Source organism: bacterium (genome assembly GCA_016716565.1).
Lineage (GTDB): Bacteria > Bacteroidota > Ignavibacteria > Ignavibacteriales > Ignavibacteriaceae > IGN2.
Map to the genome: position 1 here is coordinate 366,221 of JADJWC010000004.1, position 24,244 is coordinate 390,464.

At 36.0% G+C, this 24,244-nt stretch carries 25 protein-coding genes, 1 tRNA gene and 1 pseudogene; 12 read left to right on the forward strand and 15 right to left on the reverse strand.

Annotation, left to right across the window (positions count from 1 at the left end; translation table 11 throughout):
- Nucleotides 1-38: 38 nt before the first annotated feature.
- The 11 genes and pseudogenes from IPM14_17035 to IPM14_17085 form a co-directional block, all read right to left on the reverse strand.
- Nucleotides 39-1,544, reverse strand: a complete 1,506-nt coding sequence (locus IPM14_17035) for an NADH-quinone oxidoreductase subunit N (GenBank protein ID MBK9099773.1) — start codon at nt 1,542-1,544, stop codon at nt 39-41.
- Between the two features lie 36 nt (nt 1,545-1,580).
- Nucleotides 1,581-3,167, reverse strand: a complete 1,587-nt coding sequence (locus IPM14_17040) for an NADH-quinone oxidoreductase subunit M (GenBank protein ID MBK9099774.1) — start codon at nt 3,165-3,167, stop codon at nt 1,581-1,583.
- 48 nt (nt 3,168-3,215) lie between these two features.
- Nucleotides 3,216-5,312, reverse strand: coding sequence for an NADH-quinone oxidoreductase subunit L (gene nuoL, locus IPM14_17045; GenBank protein MBK9099775.1), 2,097 nt, complete (start codon nt 5,310-5,312; stop codon nt 3,216-3,218).
- 3 nt (nt 5,313-5,315) lie between these two features.
- Complete coding sequence (nuoK, locus tag IPM14_17050) at nt 5,316-5,624, reverse strand: NADH-quinone oxidoreductase subunit NuoK (protein ID MBK9099776.1); 309 nt, start codon at nt 5,622-5,624, stop codon at nt 5,316-5,318.
- 34 nt (nt 5,625-5,658) lie between these two features.
- On the reverse strand, nt 5,659-6,147 hold the full coding sequence (locus IPM14_17055) for an NADH-quinone oxidoreductase subunit J (protein MBK9099777.1): 489 nt from the start codon (nt 6,145-6,147) through the stop codon (nt 5,659-5,661).
- Nucleotides 6,144-6,749, reverse strand: coding sequence for an NADH-quinone oxidoreductase subunit I (locus tag IPM14_17060; protein ID MBK9099778.1), 606 nt, complete (start codon nt 6,747-6,749; stop codon nt 6,144-6,146). Before IPM14_17060 ends, IPM14_17055 begins: the two co-directional genes overlap by 4 nt.
- Nucleotide 6,750: 1 nt before the next feature.
- Nucleotides 6,751-7,824 carry an NADH-quinone oxidoreductase subunit NuoH gene (gene nuoH, locus IPM14_17065; protein MBK9099779.1) on the reverse strand — a complete coding sequence of 358 codons (1,074 nt, stop codon included), beginning with the start codon at nt 7,822-7,824 and terminating at the stop codon, nt 6,751-6,753.
- A pseudogene (locus IPM14_17070) lies at nt 7,821-8,935 on the reverse strand (NADH-quinone oxidoreductase subunit D). Before IPM14_17070 ends, nuoH begins: the two are co-directional and overlap by 4 nt.
- Before the next feature lie 12 nt (nt 8,936-8,947).
- On the reverse strand, nt 8,948-9,478 hold the full coding sequence (locus tag IPM14_17075; protein ID MBK9099780.1) for an NADH-quinone oxidoreductase subunit C: 531 nt from the start codon (nt 9,476-9,478) through the stop codon (nt 8,948-8,950).
- Nucleotides 9,475-9,966, reverse strand: coding sequence for an NADH-quinone oxidoreductase subunit NuoB (gene nuoB / locus IPM14_17080; GenBank protein MBK9099781.1), 492 nt, complete (start codon nt 9,964-9,966; stop codon nt 9,475-9,477). Before nuoB ends, IPM14_17075 begins: the two co-directional genes overlap by 4 nt.
- Before the next feature lie 2 nt (nt 9,967-9,968).
- Nucleotides 9,969-10,403 carry an NADH-quinone oxidoreductase subunit A gene (locus tag IPM14_17085; GenBank protein ID MBK9099782.1) on the reverse strand — a complete coding sequence of 145 codons (435 nt, stop codon included), beginning with the start codon at nt 10,401-10,403 and terminating at the stop codon, nt 9,969-9,971.
- Nucleotides 10,404-10,610: 207 nt separating this feature from the next.
- Here IPM14_17085 and IPM14_17090 point away from each other — a divergent pair, with 207 nt between their 5' ends.
- The 12 genes from IPM14_17090 (at nt 10,611) to ftsE (ending at nt 21,454) form a co-directional block, all read left to right on the forward strand.
- A complete protein-coding gene (locus IPM14_17090) occupies nt 10,611-11,444 on the forward strand; it encodes a hypothetical protein (protein MBK9099783.1) in 834 nt (277 codons plus the stop codon).
- Between the two features lie 10 nt (nt 11,445-11,454).
- Entirely contained in the window at nt 11,455-12,522 is a 1,068-nt protein-coding gene (locus tag IPM14_17095; GenBank protein ID MBK9099784.1) for a mannose-1-phosphate guanylyltransferase, read from the forward strand.
- 5 nt (nt 12,523-12,527) lie between these two features.
- The gene (gene rpiB, locus IPM14_17100) at nt 12,528-13,175 is read left to right on the forward strand and encodes a ribose 5-phosphate isomerase B (protein MBK9099785.1); all 648 of its coding nucleotides are present in this window, start codon (nt 12,528-12,530) and stop codon (nt 13,173-13,175) included.
- 151 nt (nt 13,176-13,326) lie between these two features.
- Nucleotides 13,327-14,088: a dihydroorotate dehydrogenase electron transfer subunit gene (locus IPM14_17105; GenBank protein ID MBK9099786.1), complete on the forward strand. Its 762-nt coding sequence runs from the start codon at nt 13,327-13,329 to the stop codon at nt 14,086-14,088.
- Nucleotides 14,085-15,002, forward strand: coding sequence for a dihydroorotate dehydrogenase (locus IPM14_17110; GenBank protein ID MBK9099787.1), 918 nt, complete (start codon nt 14,085-14,087; stop codon nt 15,000-15,002). The genes IPM14_17105 and IPM14_17110 overlap by 4 nt, the downstream gene beginning before the upstream one ends.
- 4 nt (nt 15,003-15,006) lie before the next feature.
- A complete protein-coding gene (locus tag IPM14_17115) occupies nt 15,007-15,297 on the forward strand; it encodes a hypothetical protein (GenBank protein ID MBK9099788.1) in 291 nt (96 codons plus the stop codon).
- Nucleotides 15,275-16,258 (forward strand): hypothetical protein, encoded by a 984-nt coding sequence (locus IPM14_17120; GenBank protein ID MBK9099789.1) that lies wholly within the window; start codon nt 15,275-15,277, stop codon nt 16,256-16,258. The genes IPM14_17115 and IPM14_17120 overlap by 23 nt, the downstream gene beginning before the upstream one ends.
- Nucleotides 16,259-16,448: 190 nt before the next feature.
- Nucleotides 16,449-17,696 carry a transcription termination factor Rho gene (gene rho / locus IPM14_17125; GenBank protein ID MBK9099790.1) on the forward strand — a complete coding sequence of 416 codons (1,248 nt, stop codon included), beginning with the start codon at nt 16,449-16,451 and terminating at the stop codon, nt 17,694-17,696.
- Between the two features lie 77 nt (nt 17,697-17,773).
- A complete protein-coding gene (locus IPM14_17130) occupies nt 17,774-19,045 on the forward strand; it encodes a GWxTD domain-containing protein (protein ID MBK9099791.1) in 1,272 nt (423 codons plus the stop codon).
- The gene (gene pdxA, locus IPM14_17135; GenBank protein ID MBK9099792.1) at nt 19,045-20,046 is read left to right on the forward strand and encodes a 4-hydroxythreonine-4-phosphate dehydrogenase PdxA; all 1,002 of its coding nucleotides are present in this window, start codon (nt 19,045-19,047) and stop codon (nt 20,044-20,046) included. Before IPM14_17130 ends, pdxA begins: the two co-directional genes overlap by 1 nt.
- Nucleotides 20,043-20,771, forward strand: coding sequence for a methyltransferase domain-containing protein (locus tag IPM14_17140; GenBank protein ID MBK9099793.1), 729 nt, complete (start codon nt 20,043-20,045; stop codon nt 20,769-20,771). Before pdxA ends, IPM14_17140 begins: the two co-directional genes overlap by 4 nt.
- Nucleotides 20,771-21,454 (forward strand): cell division ATP-binding protein FtsE, encoded by a 684-nt coding sequence (gene ftsE, locus IPM14_17145; protein ID MBK9099794.1) that lies wholly within the window; start codon nt 20,771-20,773, stop codon nt 21,452-21,454. The genes IPM14_17140 and ftsE overlap by 1 nt, the downstream gene beginning before the upstream one ends.
- Before the next feature lies 1 nt (nt 21,455).
- On the opposite strand, the gene IPM14_17150 is transcribed toward ftsE, so the two are convergent.
- From IPM14_17150 to IPM14_17165, 4 genes are all read right to left on the reverse strand, one after another.
- Nucleotides 21,456-22,100, reverse strand: a complete 645-nt coding sequence (locus IPM14_17150) for an adenylate kinase (GenBank protein MBK9099795.1) — start codon at nt 22,098-22,100, stop codon at nt 21,456-21,458.
- Between the two features lie 46 nt (nt 22,101-22,146).
- Nucleotides 22,147-22,641 (reverse strand): nucleoside deaminase, encoded by a 495-nt coding sequence (locus IPM14_17155; GenBank protein MBK9099796.1) that lies wholly within the window; start codon nt 22,639-22,641, stop codon nt 22,147-22,149.
- A gap of 90 nt (nt 22,642-22,731) precedes the next feature.
- Nucleotides 22,732-22,805, reverse strand: a tRNA-Arg gene (locus tag IPM14_17160).
- 97 nt (nt 22,806-22,902) lie between these two features.
- Nucleotides 22,903-24,114, reverse strand: coding sequence for a radical SAM protein (locus tag IPM14_17165; GenBank protein MBK9099797.1), 1,212 nt, complete (start codon nt 24,112-24,114; stop codon nt 22,903-22,905).
- Nucleotides 24,115-24,244: the final 130 nt, after the last annotated feature.

Consider the following 24,244-nt stretch of genomic DNA (forward strand, 5'->3'; position numbering starts at 1 on the left):
CACTGCGTTCCTTCAGAATGACAATGATAACTAAGAAATTAAAATCCTAAAATCGCAGCGGAGTTTTTGGCAAGATCAACAATCGGTGTGAAGTAAACACCGAGTACAAAAACAGGGATTAGTAGCAGAAGAAGAATAATCACATTACCAAAACTAACCTGAATTTTTTCGCGGGAAGATTCAGTTCGTACGAGGTAGAGGTTTTTCAATACACGGACGTAATAGTAATAAGCAACCACTGTATTCAGCAAAGTTATGAATGCAACAACAATCATATCTGCATTTATCAACGCAATGAAAATATACAGTTTTGCAATGAATCCACCTGTAGGAGGCAGTCCTGCTAATGACAATAAGAAAATTGATAATGCAACTCCAAGAAATGCTGTTGATGAACCCATTCCTTTGTAATCATCCATCTCTTCACTGCCGATTTTATTTGCAATCAGCATTACAACAAAGAATGCACCGAGATTCATAAATAAGTAAATAGCAAAGTAGAGCATTACTGCTATCATTCCGTCATTTGATAATATTGCAACAGCAAGCAGCAGGTATCCTGCGTGTGCAATACTTGAATAGGCAAGCATTCGTTTAATATTATCCTGCCAGAGTGCAGCGAAATTTCCGAGTGTCATCGTGAGAATTGAAAGAGCAACGAGTATTCTTTGCCAATCAATAATGTTGAGTAACACCCAGCTTCCATCAACAGAAAGACTCTGGAAGAAAGTAACTTTTATAAATCTGATAAGTAACGCAAATCCTGCAGCTTTACTTGCTACTGAAAGATATGCCGTAATAGCAATCGGAGCTCCTTCATAAACGTCCGGAGTCCAGAAATGGAATGGAGCGATAGAAACTTTATATCCAATTCCGGCAAGAATCATCACACCGGAAAAAATAAAAGTTATTGTGTTAAATTCTGCATTCTGAAGTATGACATTCATTTCATAAATGTTTGTAGTACCGGTCAAACCATACAGAATTGAAATACCGAACAGCATAACACCTGATGCAGTGCTTCCGTAGATAACATATTTAAGAGAAGCTTCGGAACTTCTGTCAACTGTTTTTAAAAATCCCGCTAGTATGTATGAAGAAAGAGAAAGCAATTCAATTGACAGATAGATGAGAATTAAATCCGAAGCTGAAGAAACGAGAAACATTCCCAGAACCATTCCGAGAATTAAAGTATAATATTCACCGTGACGATCTGATGTATTTACAATTTCAGTCGATGCAACTGAAAACAGTATTATAAAAATAGTTGAAAGAATCACAATCATCTTAAAGAACGCAGCGAATGAATCCACTGCAACTAAACCGGCACCATAATTACCAGTTTCAAAAGCGAATGTATTTAATCCAAATTGTTCAACAACAAAGTATGCAGTAATTAGCAGTCCGATTATTGAAATGAAAGGTAGAAGATTTTTTCTCTTATCGAATATCAGGTCGAAGAGAACCACCACCACCAGAAGAATTGATAGAGCTATCTCTGGTTTAATCAGCTGAAGACTTGTTGTAAGGTTTTCGAAATTCAATTTTTATTCTCTATTTATAAACCACTTATTGAACTTTTATCTGCCAATTGCAGAAAAGAATGATTGTGAATCCTGCATAAACTTAACCATCGAATTAACTGAAGCATTCATAATATCCAGCATCGCCGAGGGATAAACACCAAGGAAAATAATTATTAATGTTAACGGAATGAACATCGCATATTCTCTACCGTCAAGATCTTTAAGCTGCATCCACTTTTCTTTTAAAGTCCCAAGATAAACTCTCTGCATTGTCCATAGCATATAGCCTGCTCCTAGAAGAATTCCAAGAGTTGAGATAATAGTTATCAATCTTATTACATCATAACTGAATGCACCAAGGAATACAAAAATTTCTGAAATGAATCCGCTCAATCCCGGTAATCCAATTGCAGCGAAGAAAGCTACTGTAACGAACCCTGTATAAATCGGCATTTGAGTAGCCATTCCGCCAAAGTCATCAAGATTTCTCGTGTGAGTTCTGTCGTAAAGAACGCCAACAATCAAGAAGAGCATTGCTGTTATCGTTCCGTGGTTGAACATTTGAAGTATTGCTCCGGAAATACCCATCGTATTCATTGCAGCCATTCCAAGCAAGCAGTATCCCATGTGTGAAATTGATGAATATGCGATCAGCTTTTTAAAATCTCTTTGAGCCATTGCAGCAAGAGCGCCGTAAATAATGTTTATCATTCCGAATAAACCAATGTACCAGGCAAGCTGCTGAGTCAGTTCTGGGAAGATTGGATAGTTGAATCTCAGTATTCCGTATGTTCCCATCTTCAGTAAAACGCCGGCCAGAATTACGCTTATCGGTGTTGGAGCTTCAACGTGTGCATCAGGCAACCACGTGTGGAAAGGAAACATTGGGATTTTGATTGCGAATCCTGCAAATAATCCAACAAAGGCAATGAATCGCCAGTTGTTTGGATTCAACGGTGATAAAATTCCGTCAGCGGTGTAGTTCGCTGTGTTCATCATTTCAAGAATATTGAACGTAAATACTTTCGAACCATCAGCAAGTGTTTCAGTTGTGCTGAAGTAAAGTCCAATCATCACAAGTAAAATGAAAACACTACCAAATAATGTGTAGAGGAAGAACTTTATTGCTGCATATTCTCTTCTTGGTCCGCCCCAGATTCCGATTAGGAAATACATTGGCAGAAGCATGATTTCCCAGAAGATAAAGAACAGGAAGAAATCAAGAGATACAAACACACCCATCATTCCAGTATCAAGCAGGAGGAATAAAGCAAAATAACCTTTTAACTGACGATCAATTGTCCACGAAGATAAAGTTGCAATGAATGTAACAATTGCAGTTAAAAGAATAAGAGGAGTACTTAAACCATCTGCACCTAAAAAATAATCAATCTTTATTGTTCCAATCCACGGGAAATCTTTTATTTCAATCCATCTGAATTTTTCAACAAACTGAAATGAGTTCGTATCATTTATACCTCCAAGCGAGTAATTGTAATTGCTCATCAGCACTGCAGCAAGAACAACCTGTATTCCTGTCGCAAGCAGGGAAGTGTATTTGATTGCAGTGACATTCTCTTTTTTCAGGAAGAGAATAATCACCATTCCTATTACCGGAATGAATGTTAGAAATGTTAGTATTGGAAAATTCATTTATCTACCCAAGTATTTTCAAAACTTATATTTGATTTAAAATGATTTAAATAAAAACAATAAAATCACGATCGAGAATATTACCATTATGATGTATGTCTGGACCTTACCTGTCTGGAATCTTCTGAAAATCAATCCAATAAATGCGCTGAGATACGCCATAAAGTTTACAAGACCATCAACAACAACGTTGTCAAATTTTCCAGTAAATGTTGAAACAGCTTTTGTTACAGTTGCACTTCCATCAACTATTCCATCAACAATGACACGATCAAACCAGGCAGCAAGCCAGCTCAATCCCAAAGTGCCGGCAACGAATGTTTTATGATAAAGTTCATCGAAGTACCATTTGTTATAAGAGAAATTGTAGAGCGGTTTGAGTTTCTCAGCAACTTTATCAGCACTTATCTTCTTCCATTGGTACATAACAAAGGCAAATAAAATTCCAGTTACCGCTACCAGCAGTGAAAGAATAACAGCAGTTCCGTGCGCACTGTGCAATGCTTCAGTGTAAGTTTCAGAATACATCACATGATGTTCCGCAGATGAATGTTCTGATGCTGCTTCATCAGTTTTCATAAAATCCCATCTTGCATTTTCAGGAGTGTAAATCACCGGATCTTTAATCCATTTGGAATAGAACCAACCAGCATCAGGACTCATCGGATTTGGTGTGTACCAGAAGAACAATGATAAAACAGATAGAACAACGAGAGGCATTGCCATTGCAAATTTTGATTCGTGTGCGTGTTCGTATTTGTGATGATCTCTTGGTTCACCATGAAAAGTAAGAATAACAAGTCTGAACATATAGAATGCAGTCATCAACGCCACTAAGAAACCAACAAAAGCAAACAACCAATGACCAGTCAGACTTCCGAATGCATAAGCACCTGAAAGAATTCCATCTTTACTTAAGAAACCGGAAGTAAGTGGTATTCCTGAAATTGCAATTGATGATAATAAAAATGTAGCATAGGTAATCGGCATCTTCTTTCTTAGTCCACCCATATTCCTGATATCTTGCTCGTGATGCATTGCGTGAATAACAGAACCTGAACCAAGGAATAAACAGGCTTTAAAGAATGCGTGAGTTATGAGATGGAAGAATGCAAATTTATAAGCACCAACTCCCAGCGCCATTATCATATAACCTAATTGCGAAACTGTTGAGTATGCAAGAACTCGTTTAATATCGTTTTGTGTTAGCGCAATTGTAGCCGGAATGAATGCAGATAGCATTCCAATTATAGCAATTACAAGCATTGCATCTGCTGTAAGAATTCCAAAAACCCGAACAACAAGGTAAACACCAGCAGCTACCATCGTTGCAGCATGAATCAATGCGCTGACAGGAGTTGGACCTTCCATTGCATCAGGAAGCCAAACGTGTAGTGGGAATTGAGCAGATTTACCAATTGCACCACAGAAAATTAAAACACCGGTAACTGTCAGCCAGAATTCGCTGTTAAATGGAAGATTTCCTTTTGCAATTTCGCCGAAAATATTTTCAAAAGAAAAAGTGTTGTATGTTACGAAAAGCATAAGCAGACCAGCGAGCATTCCCAGGTCACCAATCCGATTTACGATAAAAGCTTTCTTCCCTGCATCAGAAGCAGATTTCTTTTCATACCAGAATCCAATTAAAAGGTATGAAGAAACGCCAACTAATTCCCAGAAAATGTACATCATTAACATATTGTGGGTGAGTACGATTCCAGACATCGAGAAGGTGAATAAGCCAAGGTAAGCGAAGTATCTGTTATACCTTATATCGCCTTTCATATAATCGATAGAGAAGAAGTGCACGAGGAAGCTAACGATATAAACAACGACAATCATTAAAGCACTTATATCATCAATCAGCATTCCCAGATAAATGTTGATTGACCCGAAAACAGGGACGTTGCCCATATCGATCCATTTGAACTCAGAGACAATTCTGGTATCAGCAAAGGAAGTCAACTTGCCAATTAAAAGTATTGAAGAGAGAACAAGTCCGGTAAATAGAACAAAAACTTCAAAGAAAAATATTTTCGGGATTTTCTTGCCAAGCAATAGAGTTACTACAAACCCGAGTAGAGGCAGGAATAAAACGATAACTGAAAGTTGTATTAAGAAATTTTCATTCATTCACTAATCCCGAAGTTCGTCAATTTCATCGACATTTACATTTACGAATGTTTTATAAACATTAAGAACTATAGCGAGTGCAATTGCGGCTTCAGCAGCAGCGAGCACAATTACAAACAAAGCATAAAGTTGTCCCTGTAATCCAAAATTTCCAAAACGGGAAAATGCAATAAAGTTTATGTTCGATGCATTTAGTATTAATTCAATTCCCATCAGGACCATAATTGCATTCTTCCTTGTAACAATGCCGTAAATTCCAAGACTGAATAAAATCGTACTGACGACTAAAAAATGTGTTAATGTGACTTCCATCTATAATTATAAATTATACATTATAAATTCTTAATTATTTTCTCGCCATTGATGCAGCACCAATTAAGGCAACTAACAATAATATACCGAGCAGTTCGAAAACGAGAACATATTCATTCAATAGAAGCGTCCCTAAAGTATACAAAGTTGTTTCAGGCATTTTCGAATCGACTTTTAGCCATTGTGTATCAATAACCAGGAATAAAATAAACCCGGTAAAAACTCCAACTCCAATTGATGCCGGTAGTGTATGAAGTGTTCCGGTTTTGATATCGACCTGAGTAATTTTATTTGTTATCATCACTCCAAAGATCAATAAAATTAAAATGCCGCCGACGTACACAATAAGCTGAACAATAGCTACAAAATCAGCTCCAAGCAAAACATAAATTCCTGCAACACCAAAGAATGTAAACAGCAGAAAGAATGCTGCACGAACTATATTTCTTGTCGTAACCACAAAGAAAGCTGAAAGCAATGTTACTGCAGCAAATAAATAAAATATTATATCGTAAATGTTCATTGTTTATTTTCTTCTTTATTATCAGGCTTTGGCTCAGTTGGCTTATTTGCTTGTGCCGCAGCTTTTTCCTCAGCTGCTTTTTTTGCTGCTGCAATTTTCTCAGCTTCTTTCTTCGCCTGCATCTCTTCGAAGTTCTTTTTCTTTTGAATTCTTTCCTGTGGAGTAAGAGTTACAAAATCAAAAACCAGGTTCTCTCTCTGGAATTCAGAAAATTCATATACATCTGTCATGTAAATACACTCAGTAGGGCAGGGAAATACACACAATTGACAATAACAGCATTTAGCAAAATCGATGTTGAATGTTGTAACCCAAAGTGCTTTCTTTTTTCCATTTGAAGTCGTTCCAAGATCTTCACCTGGAATTGATTTGACTGTTTCAATTTCAATACAATTAACTGGACAAGCGCGAGCACATTGATCACATCCGATGCAGTCATCCATATTAACATAAAGTCTGTTTCTTTCTCTTTCAGGCAACTGAGGTTTTACCGAAGGATACTGAATAGTAACTGCAGGTATGAATAAATGTCTGAACGTTACTTTCATTCCTACCAGAATAGTATACAAACCTTGCCAGAAATTGTAAATATAATCTCTCATATTATATCAATGTTATCAATCCAACTAATAAAAGAATTACAAATGAAAATGGAATTAAATACTTCCAGCAGAATGCCATGAGCTGATCTACTCTGAATCTCGGAAGCGTCCATCTGAGCCACATTTGAACAAACACAAAGAATAAACCTTTTGCAGTGAACCAGAAAAATTGTTCAACAGGAATTAACCAGCTCCAGCCGAGTGTGTTACCAAGATATCCGAATGGCGATTGATAACCGCCGAAGAACAATATTGCAACAATCGCAGATACAGCGAACATATTTGCATATTCAGCAAGGAAGAACATTGCGAACTTCATTCCTGAATATTCTGTGTGATATCCAGAAACAAGTTCTGATTCTGCTTCGGGAATATCGAATGGTGTTCTGTTAACTTCTGCGAGTGTACTTGTGTAAATAATCAAACATCCAAGAATCATTAATGGAATCAATAATATTTTTTGCAAACCAACAAACGGCCCGCCGAATATCATCCAATTCCAGAAATAGGCTGTCTGCAATTCACTTAAATCATAAAGACTAAGTGTTCCTGTGATCATTATGATCGTAAGAATTATCAAAAGAGTAGGAATTTCATAACTAATTATCTGAGCAGCAGAACGCATTGCACCAAGTAAAGAATATTTATTGTTTGAAGCCCAGCCAGCCATCAGAATTCCTGCAACAACAAGACCTGTGATTCCAACAATGAAAATTATTCCGAGTTCAATTTTAGATCCGATGAAATATCCTGAGAAGGGAATTGCAGCAAACGCAGCATAGCTTCCCATAAAAACAAGAAGCGGTGCAAAGTTGAAGAGAGTTTTATCAGTTTCTCTGGGAACTAAATCTTCTTTCTGAAGAAGTTTTATTATATCTGCAACTGTCTGAAGTATACCATGATATCCTACTCGCATTGGTCCAAGCCGATCCTGCATATGTGCAGAAACTTTTCTTTCAGCTAGTACCGCAAAAAGTGCAAATGGCAGAATGAAAACAAACAAAGGCAAGAGGCTTACGATAAACATTGCGAGGATTTCGCTCCCGGTCAAATTATATAACCAATCATACATCATCTGTCAATCTCTCCTAAAACAATATCAACACTTCCAAGAATTGCAACAACATCTGCAACCATCCAGCCTTTACATAACTCACCAAAAACTTGCATAGTTACAAATGATGGTGCACGAACTTTAACTCTTGCCGGATTTAGTGACCCATCACTTATTATAAAATATCCTAATTCACCTCTGGGATTTTCTATACGCGCATAAACCTGACCTTCGGGTGGTTTAATTCTTTTTGGGATTGCAGAAGTAACATCGCCTTCCGGAATTTGATCGATAGCTTGTTCAATTATTTTCAGACTTTCTTCCATTTCCAGCACACGAACGTAATATCTGTCCCAGCAATCACCGGTTTTTCCTTTTTCACCATTTCCGATTGGAATGTCGAAATCAAATTTATGATAGATTGAATAAGGATCGTCTTTTCTTAAATCCCACTTCATTCCACTACCGCGAAGATTGGGTCCGCTCACTCCATAATTTATTGCTGTTTCGAGAGGAAGAACACCAACGTTTGCCGTTCTTTCAATAAAATTCTATTGTAAGAAAGAAGTTCATTCAATTCTTTAACGTTTGGTCTGAACTCATTTATGAATTCTTTTGTTAATCTGACAAAGTCCGGATGAATGTCGTGTGATAGTCCACCAATCCAAATATAGTTATAGAGAAGTCTTGCGCCGCATGTTATTTCGAAGAGGTTGAGAATTTTTTCTCTGTCACGGAAACAAAACAGGAATGGTGTGAATGCACCAATGTCTGCGCCGTAAGTTCCGAGTGCAACAAGGTGTGAAGCAATCCTTTGGAGTTCAGCCATTATCACTCGGATGTACTCAACTCTTTCCGGTAGTTGTATGTTTAATAATTTTTCAACACCGATAACATAACCAAATTCATTGCCCATCGAAGCAAGATAATCCATTCTATCAGTATATGGAATGACTTGAGGGTAAGTCATTGCTTCGCAGTGTTTCTCGAAACATCTGTGAAGGTAACCGATATGAGGAATTACGTCTTTGATTATTTCACCATCAAGCTGAAGCTCCAACCTTAGCACACCGTGAGTTGACGGGTGCTGCGGTCCCATATTCAATACCATTTCTTCAGTTTTTAGTGCCATTAACTTTCTTTGTTAATAAGGAACTTTCATACCCTGGTAGAACTCAGGGTTTTTATAATCTTTTCTTAAAGGATATCCAAACTCCCAATCGTAAGGCATTAAAATTCTTCTTAAGTCGGGATGATTTAGAAAAATTATTCCGTACATATCATAAGCTTCTCGTTCGTGCCAGTCAGCACCTTTCCAAACTTCGGTTACAGAAACTACTTCTGGTTTTTCTCTGTCAGTAAAAGTTTTAAGAGTAAGCTTATGTCTTAATTTTGTAGATTCAAGGTGATAGTAAACGCTGAGTGTTCCGCCTTTGATTGTTTCCAATCCTTTTTCATCTTTTTCTTTTGTGCCATTTGCATCATCGACACCGGAGAGATTCATTATCGAATCAAAAAGTAAATCTTTATCATCTCTCAGATATAAACATATTTTGTCTATTTCAAGCGGGTTGATACCAATAAATGGTTCAATTGGCTTATCTGTTTTGAGTTCGATAACCGATGAACCAAATTTTTCTTTTAATTGATTAAATATTTCTTCAGCAGTTTTCATGCGCTCTTTTTAACGATAGATTCATTACGAATTTTTTCTTGAAGCTTAAGTAATCCTTCTAACAATGCTTCTGGCCGAGGCGGGCAACCAGGGACGTAAACATCAACAGGAATAACTCTATCGACTCCTTTAAGAACATGATAACCATGTTCCCAGTACGGACCACCACAATTTGCACAGCTTCCCATCGAAATTACATATTTCGGATCTGGCATTTGTTCATATAATCGTTTAACACGTATTGCCATTTTCAGAGTGACTGTTCCGGAAATAATTATCACATCAGATTGTCTTGGTGAAGGGCGTGGAATAACTCCAAATCTGTCAAAGTCATAATGCGAAGCGGAAGTTGCCATCATTTCGATTGCACAACAAGCCAATCCAAATCCAACTTGCCATAATGAGGAAAGTCTTGCCCAATTGAAGAGATCCTCAGTTTTAGCTATGACTATATTACCTTCTGTAAATTCCTGATCTAGTAATCCCATATTCAGCTTGCTGACTTTAGTTCTTCGTTTTTGATTTCTGATGATTTAATTATTTCTAAGGTTGGTTCTTTTATTTTAGGTCTTGCCCATTCAAGATCGCCCTTCTTCCATTCGTAGGCCATTCCAACGCCGAGTAATATCAGGAAGATCGCACCAATTAAATATCCAACTATTCCCATTTCCTTATAAACTAAAGCCCAAGGAATTAAAAGCACAACTTCAACATCAAAAATTAAAAAGATCAGAGCGACCACATAAAATCTGATATTAAATTTGACCCAGGGAGAACCTTCCGGATTTTCACCGCACTCATAAGTAGTTAGCTTTTCAAATGTGGGACGTTTTGGACGGAGGAGACGCGCAACATAAATTGCGACAACAACAAACAATGCTGCTGTTAGAATGAAGACAAAAACCTTACCGAATTCTGTTAGCATTAATTTTCAAAAATTTAGTTTGAAAATTAACATTACTGCTAAGTAATGTCAAGAAAAGTTTTTAATAATAAAAATAATTAATACAGATTGTCTCTGATATTCAAAATATTTATTCATTTTCAAGTGAATACTTTTATGATATTTAACTATTTTTGCCTCGGGTCGATGCAGTTTTTTTAAATTCAAATCAACAACCCATACTACAAAATGGATTTAGTAAAAGTATATCTGATACAAAGTATAACAACTGCTGCAAATAATCTTAGACTTAATGCTCAGCAAATTGAGGTGGTTGGCTTGTTGCGCGAGACGATCATTAATTCTAAAGATCTCGGTGCAGAGCTTTTATTAATGAAAAAAACAACTGAACTTTCAAAACTGGCAATAAGGTTAAGTGAGATTCATTCGTTTCTGACTCAAGGAAAAGTGGATTTTGTAAAAATATCTGAGCAGTTTCGGGAACACAGCAGATATCTTATCAGGGATTTAAATCAATTTCTTGAAAATGTAACACCTAAAATTTACAAAGATGCATTTCTGAAGATGAATAACACACAGCAATCTGTTTTAGATGTTGAACTTATCGATCGGAGCAATCTAGCAGGTGAAATCTTAATTGATGGACTTACTGCCAGAAAAGAAGTTGCATCAGATAGGAAATCAAAAATCACTTACACAACTCTAGATTTTGAGAAGAAGATACTTGGTCCAGTTAAATCCCTTGATGAACTTTTAAAAAGAATCCCATCGGGTGAAGTCAGTGATAAAGAATTAAATCAAAATGCAGAATTGATGAATGAAAATGCAGAACTTTCTTCGCAGCAAGGATTTCAAGTTTTATTCAATATGCATAAGATAATTTCTTTAGCCTTCGATTCAATATCAAAGGAAAAACTGCTTGTTGATAAAAACATTATTGAATCTCTTCGTGCATGTCTGATAGTTATTGTTGCTGTAGTAAAAAGAAAAGACGTTGATATTACCGGATACTTGAATAGGGCAGAGGATTTCGGTAAAAAATATTTTCAGCAAAATTTTTAGGAGATAATAAATGGAATTATACGCAATTATTATGGCCGGTGGAATCGGAGCACGATTCTGGCCAAGAAGCAAGAAGAAAAGTCCAAAGCAGCTTCTAAATATTATCGGTGAAAAAACTATGATACAGGAGACGTTCCTAAGATTGAACGGACTCGTGCCCCGAAAAAATATTTTAATAGTTACTAACGAAATACAAAAACAAGGTATTATGGATCAGCTTCCTGATGTGCCTCTTGAAAATATAATTGTAGAACCATTCGGGAGAAACACAGCAGCCTGTATTGGTTTGGCTTCAGTTATTATAAAAAAGAGATCTCCTAATGCTGTAACTTTTGTCATACCGGCTGATCACATCATTCATGATAACGAAAAATTTTTAGAAACTCTCAAAACTGCATCGACATTTTCTTTCGAGAATAAAGCATTAGTCACAATCGGAATCCAGCCAACCAAACCAGAGACAGGATATGGATATATTCAAATTGATGAAGAATCAGCTAAGAATAATGTTTATAAAGTTTTAACCTTTGCAGAAAAACCAAATTATTCGACGGCTGTTAACTTTATCAACAGCGGCGACTTCTTTTGGAATAGCGGTATGTTTATCTGGAAAATTGATTCCATCTTAGATGAGATAAAACAATATATGCCTGATCTCCACGAGGGTCTTCTTCATATAAGTTCCAATTTAGACAATCCGGATTTTCAAAACATTCTATCACAAGTTTATGGACAATTAAAAAGTGTTTCTATTGATTATGGGATCATGGAAAAATCGGACAAAGTATACCTTGTGAAAGGCTTTTTTAGCTGGAGCGATGTTGGAAGCTGGGAGGCTGTATATGATTTAAGTGAGAAGGACAAGGATGGAAATGTAAAAGTTGGAACTATTTACACTGATATGGCATTGGACTCTTATATTTATTCACCTGAAAAATTTACTGCCGTCATAGGGCTGGATAATGTTATTGTTATCAATACAAATAATGCCCTTCTGATTTGCAAAAGAGATAGAGCACAAGATGTCAAGAATGTTATTGATTATCTTAAACTGAATAAACTTGACGAGCAACTATAGTCCTAATGAAAGACCTGATAACTGAAAGAGATATTTTAGAACTTCAGAGGCGAGGGATAAAAGTAGTTCATATTACTAAAGACACAATTATTACTCCACTAGCTGCAGATCGTATCCGCACATCCAAATTTACAATCGTCGAAAAAAATATTCCGGAAAATGTAATTACTAATGCTAACGATGAAATTAATTCTTTACCTGGGAAAAAGGTAGTAATTGGGAGTGATCACACCGGTTTTAGGATTAAAAACATTCTTATAAAATATCTTTCAGGAAAAGGGTACGTTGTTAAAGACATCGGAACTTTTAATGAACAATCATGCGATTATCCTGATTATGCTAAAATCGTAGCTGAAAGTATTTCACAGGGCGAGAATGATTTTGGAATATTGATCGATGCAACCGGTATTCCATCAGCAATAACTGCAAATAAATTTAAAGGAATCAGAGCAGCGACTTGTTACAATACATTCAGCGCCCGAAGTGCACGTGCGCATAACAATGCAAATGTTCTTGTTATTGGCGCAAGATCACTCGGTGAAGATTCAATAAAATTAATTTTGGATGAATGGCTTATCACAAAATTTGAGGGTGGCAGACACCAAAATCGACTGAATAAAATCTCTGAAATTGAAAATAAAATTTCTGAGTAGACCATTCTTCTTTCCGACCTATTTTGAAATCATTCACTTAAGCTATAATTTTGATCAACGAAAAAGATATTTAAGTTCTGATACAGATGATTAACTATTCAAAGACACTTCCATTAAATAATCAACAATCAATTAGGGAAAATCATTTAAATTGTTCATAACGAATTCGCCAGTCGAAGAAATCCTTGAAATAAATCCTCAAATTTATCTACTTAAAGTATTATCACCTGAACTTACTTCAATTATTAAACCTGGTCAGTTTTTGAATATCAGGGTCACCAACCGGACTGCACCTCTTCTAAGAAGACCATTCAGCGTTTGTGATGTTATCGGCGATCATCTTTATCTGATGTTCAATGTTATGGGAGAAGGGACAAGTATGCTGGCTCACAAACAAATTGGAAGCCATTTAGATATCCTTGGTCCACTTGGAAATGGTTTTAATTTGAATGGAAGTTATGATACTGCGATCATAGTCGCGGGTGGTTTAGGTGCTGCACCTTTTCCTTTCGTAACAAGAATGTTGGAGAGGAAGAAAAATATTATTTCATTTGTTGGTGGAAGATCTGAACACGATGTGATTACATACAATCTCAAAAATGTTCAAATTGCTTCAGATGATGGAAGTGTAGGCTTTAAAGGAAATGTAGTCCAGCTTCTTGAACAGAATCTGGAACTACTTCAATCACAAAAAATTAAAATCTTTGCATGCGGACCGAATGCTATGCTAAGGGTACTAAAAGAATTTTGCCTGAAACACAATTTTGATTGTGAAGTATCTACTGAATGTGCAATGGCCTGCGGATTCGGAATTTGTCAAGGCTGTCCGATTGAATCGACAGCACAGTCAGAAAAATATCTTCTTGTGTGCAAGGATGGACCTGTTTTCAATATTAAAGATGTTGTGATATGAGCAAGGTGGATCTGTCAGTTAAAATTGGTTCGTTGACTTTGCGTAACCCTATTATGCTTGCTTCTGGAACAGTGGGATATGGAAATGAAATTTCTGAATTTACAGATTTAAATAAACTTGGCGGAATCGTAACAAAATCATTGAGTCTTAAACCAAGAAAAGGTAATCCGCCGCAAAGAATTGTCGAAACTCCTTCCGGAATGCTGAATGCGATCGGACTTGCAAATGTGGGAGTTGAAGCTTTCATCAAAGAAAAAATTCCTTTCCTCAAAAAGTATGATGTTCCATTGATTTGTAACATTGCCGCTAGTACTATCGAGGAATATGTTGAGTGTACGAAAATTCTAACATCAGAAGAAACAATAAAAGCGTTTGAAATAAATGTTTCATGTCCGAATGTGAAAGAAGGCGGATTATCCTTCGGTAATGATTTGAAATCCGTAGCACAAATAACAGAGAAAGTAAGAGCGGTAACAACTAAACCTCTGATCATGAAGCTTTCTCCGAATGTTTCTTATATTGCCGAATTCGCTAAAGCAGCAAAAGAGAATGGTGCCGATGCTGTTTCTGCAATAAATACTCTCGTTGGTGCTTCATTTAATATTTTTACGCGCAAACCAAAAATCCAAAATGTTACAGGAGGGTTATCCGGTCCTGCAATCAAACCGGTTGCAATTGCAAAAGTACTGGAAATTTCCAGACAGGTTGAAATGCCGATCATAGGAATCGGTGGAATTATGGATTGGAAGGATGTTGTTGAATTTATGATTGCTGGCTCAACTGCTGTTCAGATTGGAACATTGAATTTTATCGATCCGACTGCACCAGGAAAAATTGTAAATCAACTGGAAGAACATTGTATCAAAAACGGAATTGAAAAAATTTCAGCACTAATTGCATCATATCAATTATAATTTGATGGATCTCGAAACTTCACTGAAGAAACTTTTCTCTCTTCACACCTTCGGAATAAAGCTTGGACTTGATAATACAATTGGTTTTCTAAATTATCTTGGCAATCCACAGAATGAATTACAGACTATTCACATTGCAGGATCAAATGGAAAAGGGAGCACATCCTCATTTATTGCAAGCATTTTGATGGAAATGGGTTACAAAGTTGGATTATATACTTCTCCGCATTTTGTGAAGTTCAATGAGAGAATCGTTATTAACGGAAAACAGATTGAAGAACAAGTATGTTGCTGAATTCATTTCCAGAAACGATAAATATATCGATGAATATCAGCTTACTTTTTTTGAAGTTACTACTGCAATGGCATTCCAATATTTCAAAGAAACGAAAACTGATTTTTGTGTTATCGAAACAGGATTAGGCGGAAGACTTGATTCAACGAATGTTTTAAATCCATTAGCTGTGGTGATTACAACAATCAGTTTAGAACATACAAATGTTTTAGGAAATACAATTGAACAGATTGCATCAGAAAAAGCGGCAATCATTAAAAATGATACGAAGGTATTTACTGGATTATTAAAGCCAGAAGCTGAGAGAATAGTAAGAGAAAAATGCATCGAGAAGCAAAGTCAATATCTCCCTTTAAAGAAATATTTAGTTGAAGGAAGTTCAGAAAGTATCAGAATTCTTGATAACAAAATATTTGAAATCAATCCACCTTTAAAAGGGAGTTATCAAAAAACAAATGCTGCACTTGCTGCTTTAACCGTTGCCGAAACATTTTCCAAGTTCGATGAGCAGAAGTTCAAAAATGGAATTAAAAATGTTTCAAAGAACACAGGACTCACAGGAAGATATGAGATATATCATAAATCACCTCGAATAATTTTTGATTCAGCACATAACCTGGAAGGTATTGAAAATTTTCTTAACGAGTTTAATAAAGAAGCATCCCAATACGACAAGAGATTTTTGATATTTGGTGCGATGCGGGATAAAGCTATCGAAGAGATGATTAAGAAACTTGGAGAATACTTTGATGAACTACTGCTATCAGAAATCCAGTATGAGAGGGCAGCAAAACCAAGCGAAATACATGAAATATGCAATCGATTAGATGTTAGAAGCAGAATATTGAACCAGCCCGCTGGTTTCATTAAAGAGTTTAAGAATAGTGAATCCAGCAATTGTCTGGTCGTACTTGGTAGCATGTATTTACTTGGTGAAATTAAGCTGCAATTACAAGGATGATTAGCTTGACATTTATAAATTTAAGGTTTATGTTTCGGTGAGCCGCAAAAACCTATCAAGTAATAAACTAAGTGTTATAGTAATAATTTATTCCCCGAATTTGCTGACTGGCTGAAAACCAGTAAAAATTTATGTAAAATAACTATACCTTCATCCGATAAATAAATAATTCAGGATCAAAACTATGCCAATGGATATATCCGAACTCAAGTCAAAGAAGATCGTAGAACTTAATGAGATAGCTAAGGAACTTAATATTCCCGGTTACAGCGATCTTCGCAAACAGGAACTAATTTTCAAAATTTTGGAAGCACAAACTTCGAAGGATGGACTTACATTCTCAAAAGGCGTACTCGAAGTTCTTCCTGATGGTTATGGTTTCCTACGATCTTCAGATTACAATTATCTTCCTTCACCGGATGATATTTATGTATCGCCTTCACAGATTAAAAAATTCAGTCTTCGAACAGGTGACTTTGTCAGCGGGCAAGTCAGACCTCCAAAGGAAGGCGAAAGATTTTTCGCACTTCTACGTGTCGAAGCTGTAAATGGACTTGCGCCGGAGAATATACGCGAAAGAACGCTTTTCGATAATCTAGTTCCGGTTTATCCAACAAAGAAAATTAATCTTGAATCCGCACCCGGTGAATATTCGATGAGAGTTATGGATATGCTCGCACCGATTGGTAAAGGCCAACGCGGTTTGATAGTATCTCCTCCCAAAAGCGGTAAAACAGTTTTACTTCAGAAAATTGCTAACTCGATTACAAGAAATCACCCCGAAATAAAATTAATTGTATTACTTATTGACGAACGGCCCGAAGAAGTAACGGATATGGAACGCTCGGTTCAGGGTGAAGTTATCAGCTCAACGTTTGATGAACCAGCTGACAGGCACGTTCAGGTTGCTGATATGGTTATTGAAAAAGCAAAAAGAATGGTTGAAGCAAATGAGCACGTCGTTATTCTTCTCGATAGTATCACAAGATTAGCAAGAGCTCATAATATAGTTGTTCCGCACAGTGGAAGAATATTGTCCGGTGGTGTTGATTCAAATGCACTACATAAGCCAAAAAGATTTTTCGGAGCTGCAAGAAATACAGAGGATGGCGGCAGCTTAACTATTATTGCAACTGCACTAATCGACACAGGCAGCAGAATGGATGATGTGATCTTCGAAGAATTTAAAGGCACAGGTAATATGGAACTTGTTCTAAACCGTGATTTAAGTGACAGAAGAATATTCCCGGCAATTGATGTAAACCGTTCAGGAACCAGAAGAGAAGATTTATTGATGAAAGAAGATGATTTAGGAAAGATCTGGATCCTTAGAAAAATACTCAGTGATTTTAGTCCGGTCGAAGCAATGGAGTTTCTACTTGATAAAATCAGGGGAACAAAGAATAACAAGGACTTCCTGAACAATATGAATAACTAACAGTTAATTTATTTTATTAACTGTAAGCAATTTTGCCTTGATTGTAAATCAGCCATTTATATTTTTCATCTAAAAAAGTGAAAAAATTTTTAATTGGGCTTTTCCTATTTAGCGTCACACTATTTGGACAACCAGATTCAGATCCGCAGCAAATCGCTCCCAGATTTCCATTTCAATCAGAAATAATTTGGCTTCCAGCTGTTGATAGCAGTTTTTCAGTTTATTACACTTACAGAATTCCCTATAACCTGCTTGTCTTTGAACGTAAAGTGGATTCTTTCAATGCCGGTTTCAGTGTAATTGTTGAAATTTTAGATGAAGATTCTAAAATAGTATCAAGGGATATAAAAGACAGCGAGATTACAGTTGAAAATTTTGAGTCGACAAACGATAAAAATCTTTTTCTGCAGGATTACTTAAGTTTTAAAATAAAACCGGGTGAATACAAAGTTGCTGCATTCATTTCCGATAAAAATTCATCAGGCGAAATGCCTCTGAAACCAATCAAAATAGAATTGGAAGATGACAGATCAGTTTTCCATCCTCTCGTTATCAATTCAGAAGAATTAAATTGCAGAGAAAGTAAATCTTTTACATTAGCTAATGCCGGAGGCAAAATTCCTTTTAGCAATGAAAAATTTCACTTGATTATTCCGATTCGCGATACTAGTATCTCCTCGCTTAAAGTTACTATTGAAAATAATGATGAAATAATTATTTCTACGTCTGTCAATGAATCTTACATTATACCGATAGGAATTATTGATTGTGATAGGAAGATTTCTGTCTCCAAAGATGAAGTGAATGTTCGTCTCAGAAATTTTGTACTCCGAAACGTAAATGAAAAACTATTAGAAGGTACAGTTGAATTATCGGTAACTAGTGAAGATAATTCTGTTGATGAAGAATTCAGTTCTGAGATCGTATGGTTCAATAAACCATTTTCACTGATGGACCCTGAAAAAGCTATCGAATACTTAAACTTTATCGAACCAGATTCAGTTGTGTATCCACTTTTGAAGCAAAGTAGTGATGATTACTCGGATATTTTGTCTTCGTACTGGGCTAAATACGACCCTAATCCCGAAACAGTTTTCAACGAAGTGATGTCCGAATACTATAACCGGGTTGATCATTCAATAAAAGAATTCAGAGGTATTGGGAAAGATAATGGGGCAAAGACCGACAGAGGAGTGGTGTATATAAAATTTGGTAATCCGGAAAAAATTGAACGATCATCAAACTCAATGGGACAAATTGTAGAAACCTGGACGTACTCACAACCTGACAGGAAGTTTACTTTCATTGATAGAAAAGGTACTGGTAATTTCACTTTGACCGAAAATTAATGAATAGATTTGTTATAACCTGCGGTGATGTTAATGGAATTGGTCCTGAGATATCTGTAAAAGCTCTAAACAAGTTAACTTCTCGAAAAAAATCCTGCAATTTTATTCTAATCATTCCTGAAAAAGTTTTTAATCGTACAGTTAAAATTGTAAAGCCTGAATTTGATTATGAAATCGTTCAGAAAATTAAAACGAATTATAGAAGCATTCCACAAGTGACTTTACTGAATTTCAGTTCAGGAAAACAAAAATATGGGGAGCCGACTGTTGATTCAGGCAGAGCTGCATTCACTGCGCTAAAAATATCGTTCGATTTGTTGAAACAGAATTTAGCCGAAGCAGTAGTAACTGCTCCCGTTTCAAAAACGGCTTTAAAGATGGCAGGAATCAATTATCCTGGTCAGACTGAAATGTATGCTGATTGGTGCGGAGTGAAGAATTTTGTGATGACATTTTTGTCAAAGCATTTGAGAGTTGGATTGTATTCAATTCATATTCCTCTAAAGAAAGTTTCTATTACAATAAATCAAAAACAGCTTTCTTTGAAATTGAAAACAGTAATCAATATGTTGAAAGTTGACTTAGGCATCAATAATCCAAAAATTGCTCTACTTGGCTTAAACCCACACGCCGGTGAAAATGGTATAATCGGAGACGAAGAGAAAAAAATAATTGAACCTGTTCTCAACAATCCGGAATTTAAAAATATTGTAGATGGGCCGTTTCCATCAGATGCGTTTTTTGCTCATAGAAAATTTAATCACTATGATCTAGTATTTGGTCTTTATCACGATCAGGTATTAATTCCTTTTAAATATATCAATGCAGGAAAAGGAGTTAACTATTCTGCAGGTCTTCCGATCATCAGAACGTCGCCTGATCACGGGACGGCTTATGATATTGCAGGGAAAGGTATCGCTGACGAATCAAGTATGATTGAAGCTTACCGGTATGCTAAACTAATACTTGAAAACAGAAGAAAAAATCTTTCCTCAATATGAAGGTTCGACCTTACGAAAAAGTATCATTGATTTACGATAGCTTGATGGAAAATGTTAATTATTCAAGCTGGGCAAATTATATTTTTGAGGTTGCACAAAAACATACTCGGAAATTAGATACAACTCTTGAACTGGCTGCTGGTAATTGTAAAATCTCGGATCAGATTTACCAAAGATTTAAATATTATCTTGCCGCCGATATTTCTTTGCAAATACTTAAAAGTTCTGATACCAAAGGAATTCCACGGTTGTGTTGTGATATGATTTCACTTCCTCTTAAAATGAACTTTGATTTAGTTTTTTCTGCTTTCGACAGCGTGAACTATCTGCTCAGAGAAAAAGATATAAGAGCTCTTTTCAAGCAAGTTTATGAAATACTGGATCCCGAAGGAATTTTTATATTCGATGTAAGTCTGGAATCAAACAGTTTAAACTTTATTTATCCCAAAACTATTGAAGGCCGTAGTAATGGATTTCAGTATCAGAGGGTAAGTTATTATAAAAAGCATAGCAGGATTCATCACAATAGCTTTTATATTTCGGATGGTATCTCTAATAATTATCGAGAAGAGCATAAACAAAAAATTTACAAACTAGAAACTTATTTTAACCTGGCGGAAAGATGTGGGTTTAAAGTAACAGCTTGTTATAATTGCTTTACTTTTACCGATATAAAATCCAATGCTGAGCGTGCACAATTCATATTGAAGAAAATAAATCGATGATGCTTTCGTTTGACAATGTAGAATTTCATTATAAGAATCAACCGGTATTCACGAATCTGAACATGCAGCTGGATTACGGTGAATTTGTTTTTGTGATCGGTAAAAGCGGTATCGGCAAAAGCACATTGATGCAATTGATTTATATGAATTTGTTTCCACTTACAGGAACGGTGAGGATTGCTGAGTATGATTCCCAGACAATAAAACCTCATCAGATCCCGTTGCTCAGAAGAAAAATTGGAGTGATCTTCCAAGACTTCAAGCTGCTTCCTGATCGCAACGTTTATCAGAATTTAGCTTACGTATTAAAAGTAACCGGAGCCTCTTCTACTGATATTAAAAAGAAGATAAACGAAGTGCTTGCTGAAGTTGGACTTTCGCATAAAAGACTTAATAAGCCGGGTGAACTTTCCGGCGGTGAACAGCAACGAGTAGCAATTGCACGTGCGATCATAAATGATCCGATACTAATTCTTGCCGATGAACCAACAGGAAATCTTGATCCTGATACTTCATCCGAAATTTTAGCTCTTCTCAAAAAAATAAATAAAAGGGGAACAGCAGTGCTCGTCGTTACTCATAATTACGAGATTGTTAAAAAAGCTAATGAGAGAGTAATAAAACTTGAAGATGGAAGAGCATTAAAAGCAATTATAAAACCGAAAACAGAACCACAGATTTAAGTTACTGGAAAAGTAAACGCATCAACTCGCTATTAACATCCTCAATGCTGCCAAGACCATTTATCGAAATCACTTTTCCTTGTTTCTCATAATGCTTTAGAACTGGTTCAGTATTTTGCCGAAATACATTCAGGCGCTTTCTTATTACTTCTTCTTTGTCATCGTCACGGAGGTAAAAACTATTCTTTGAATTGCATTTTGGACATAGATAAAAATTTTCAATTTCTGACATTGTAAATATTTGTCCGCAAACTTTGCAGGCTCGCCGGTTATTCAATCTTTTAACAATTTCTTCTTCATCAGCATAAATATTAATGAGCTTGATATCACTTAAATTTAGTTCGGTAAGAAGTTTGTCAAGTTCAACTGCTTGATTTATTGTTCGGGGAAATCCGTCAAGAATGAAACCGTTTTCACAATCAGATTTTTTTAATCTTTCATGAATGATACCCATCATGATATTGTCTGGAACAAGATCGCCTCTGCTCATAATTTCATCTGCTTTTTTTCCAAGTTCAGTTTGATCTTTGACGGCTTGTCTTAAAATATCCCCGGTAGAAATATGAGGAATATTGAATTTAGAGGAGAGCAATTTTGCCTGTGTTCCTTTACCAACGCCGGGTGCCCCAAATAATAGTAGTCGCATAAAGAATATTTTTTTTACTGCAAATTAGAGAAATTAAAATGTAGTCTCAAGCTGTTGGAGGAGAAAACTTTAAGGCATTTTTATTCTTCAATATGTCGAAGAAATCCTGTAATAATTTTGTGCTTTCATCCGAATAAATTCCCGAATAAACATTTATTTTATGGTTTGTTTTTCCATCCTCAGCGAGATTGTAAATACTTCCGCAGGCACCAAATTTTGGATCATATGCAGAGAAGTACAAATCAGCAACGCGTGAGGCTAGCAAAGCACCCGTACACATGATGCAAGGTTCCAAAGTTACAAATATTGCGCAGTCATTCAGACGCCAGTTACCGATATGATTTGCAGCAGAAGTAATAGCGATCATTTCTGCATGAGCAGTTGCATCTTTTAATCTTTCAACCTGATTATGACCACGACCAATTATTTTGTTGTCTTTTACAACTACAGCACCAACCGGAACTTCATTTTCTTCAAAAGCTTGTTCAGCTTCCTGAAGGGCTGCGAACATAAATTTGTACTTTGTTTCATCGAAAATCATAAAGAGTTATTACAGTAATTTTTGTATATGTAGTTGATTAATGGTGCTTGATTGATATATGATTTTTGGGATTTGTGATTTTAAAAGTTGTACGCCTGTAGGGACTCGAACCCCAAACCGCCTGATCCGAAGTCAGGTGCTCTATCCAATTGAGCTACAGGCGCAATAATTACTTCGTAAAAATAGAGATGAGCAGATGCAATTGCAATAAAAAAGCTGCTTTTGACAGCAGCTTTCTATTTTTACATCTTAATCGGTTTTCTAATTTAAAAAATCTTTAGGATATGTTTTAAGATTATGTCCAAACTTTAGTTGCTCTTCCATTCTGCAAGACCAAACGAGTTGACCGTTCCATACAGTTATATCCGGACAGCCATCGCACATACTTTGTCTTCCATCAGGCATAAAATCGACTGGCTGAATTATCATAACCGATTGGTAGTGGAGTCTTTTAAAAATATTCAACGGATTTTTATAATAGTTGAAAAATGCTTTTCGTAATTTTTTATCAAGAGCTCCCATTAAAAGCATACTCTTGCCACGTCTCGTCCATTTTGGTGCTGCGTAAGCCAGATATTTATCAAACCACAAATGATAAAACATCTGAACCATTTCCATTCCTTTGCTACCAACATATCCATAAATCTTTTTCTTTGTACCTAATCTTCCAGTTAATAGCCATTTAAATGAATCCGGCTTTTCTGAACCATTTAAATATGCGCAAGGATCAAAGTCAGGATATTCTTTTCTGATCAACTCAACAACCTCAGGAGCTTTTATATCAGCTCTTGTTACTTGATCTTCATTGTAAACAAGCTGGCTCATATCAATTTTTTGCGGACCGAGATAAAAATCATATTCTTTGTTATCAACAGCACGATAGAGAATGAATACCATCACGTTCACAATATCGATATTCTTATGTGCCCATTTTACCATTTCAGGAATGTATTTCATCGTGTCTTCATATACGGTTGAATTAAATGCACAGGAAATGTTTCCTTCATCAGCAAGCATTCGTGCATATTTATATCTTAATTCATTAAGCTCTAATTCGTTTTTATCTTTCCATTGAGGTCTTCCTTGTTTGCTATCAATGTGAAATGTAAAGCCGAACACGCCCGCTTTTTTAAGTTCGTGAAGTAATTCCTTTGTTAAAGCCAATCCATTTGTGTTGATGATAGGCTTCATATTTCTTTTTTTAACTTCTTTTACGATATCAATTATATCGGGATGAGTCAACGGATCTCCGCCAGCAATGGATACACCATCAGCATTTCTTAATTTTACGAACACATCAAGATCAGCTTTAACCTGATCAAGAGATTTATGACCATCTTTTTCGTTTAATCTGTAGCAGCCTTCACAGTATAAATTACACTTTGAAGTTGGTTCAAGCCAGGAAATAGAGTTGTCAGTGAGATTCCATGGAAGGCGATAATAATCAAGATGGTTTAAAGAATTGTTATGCATTTGTTCTCCGTAAATCGCAATTTATTTGTAATTGAAAAATTTTCGACAATAAACTTAAAGTTATTTTCATATTATGACAAAATATTTTGTAGAGTTTTAGTTGCCAACTGGCAACTGTACTAGAAAAGAA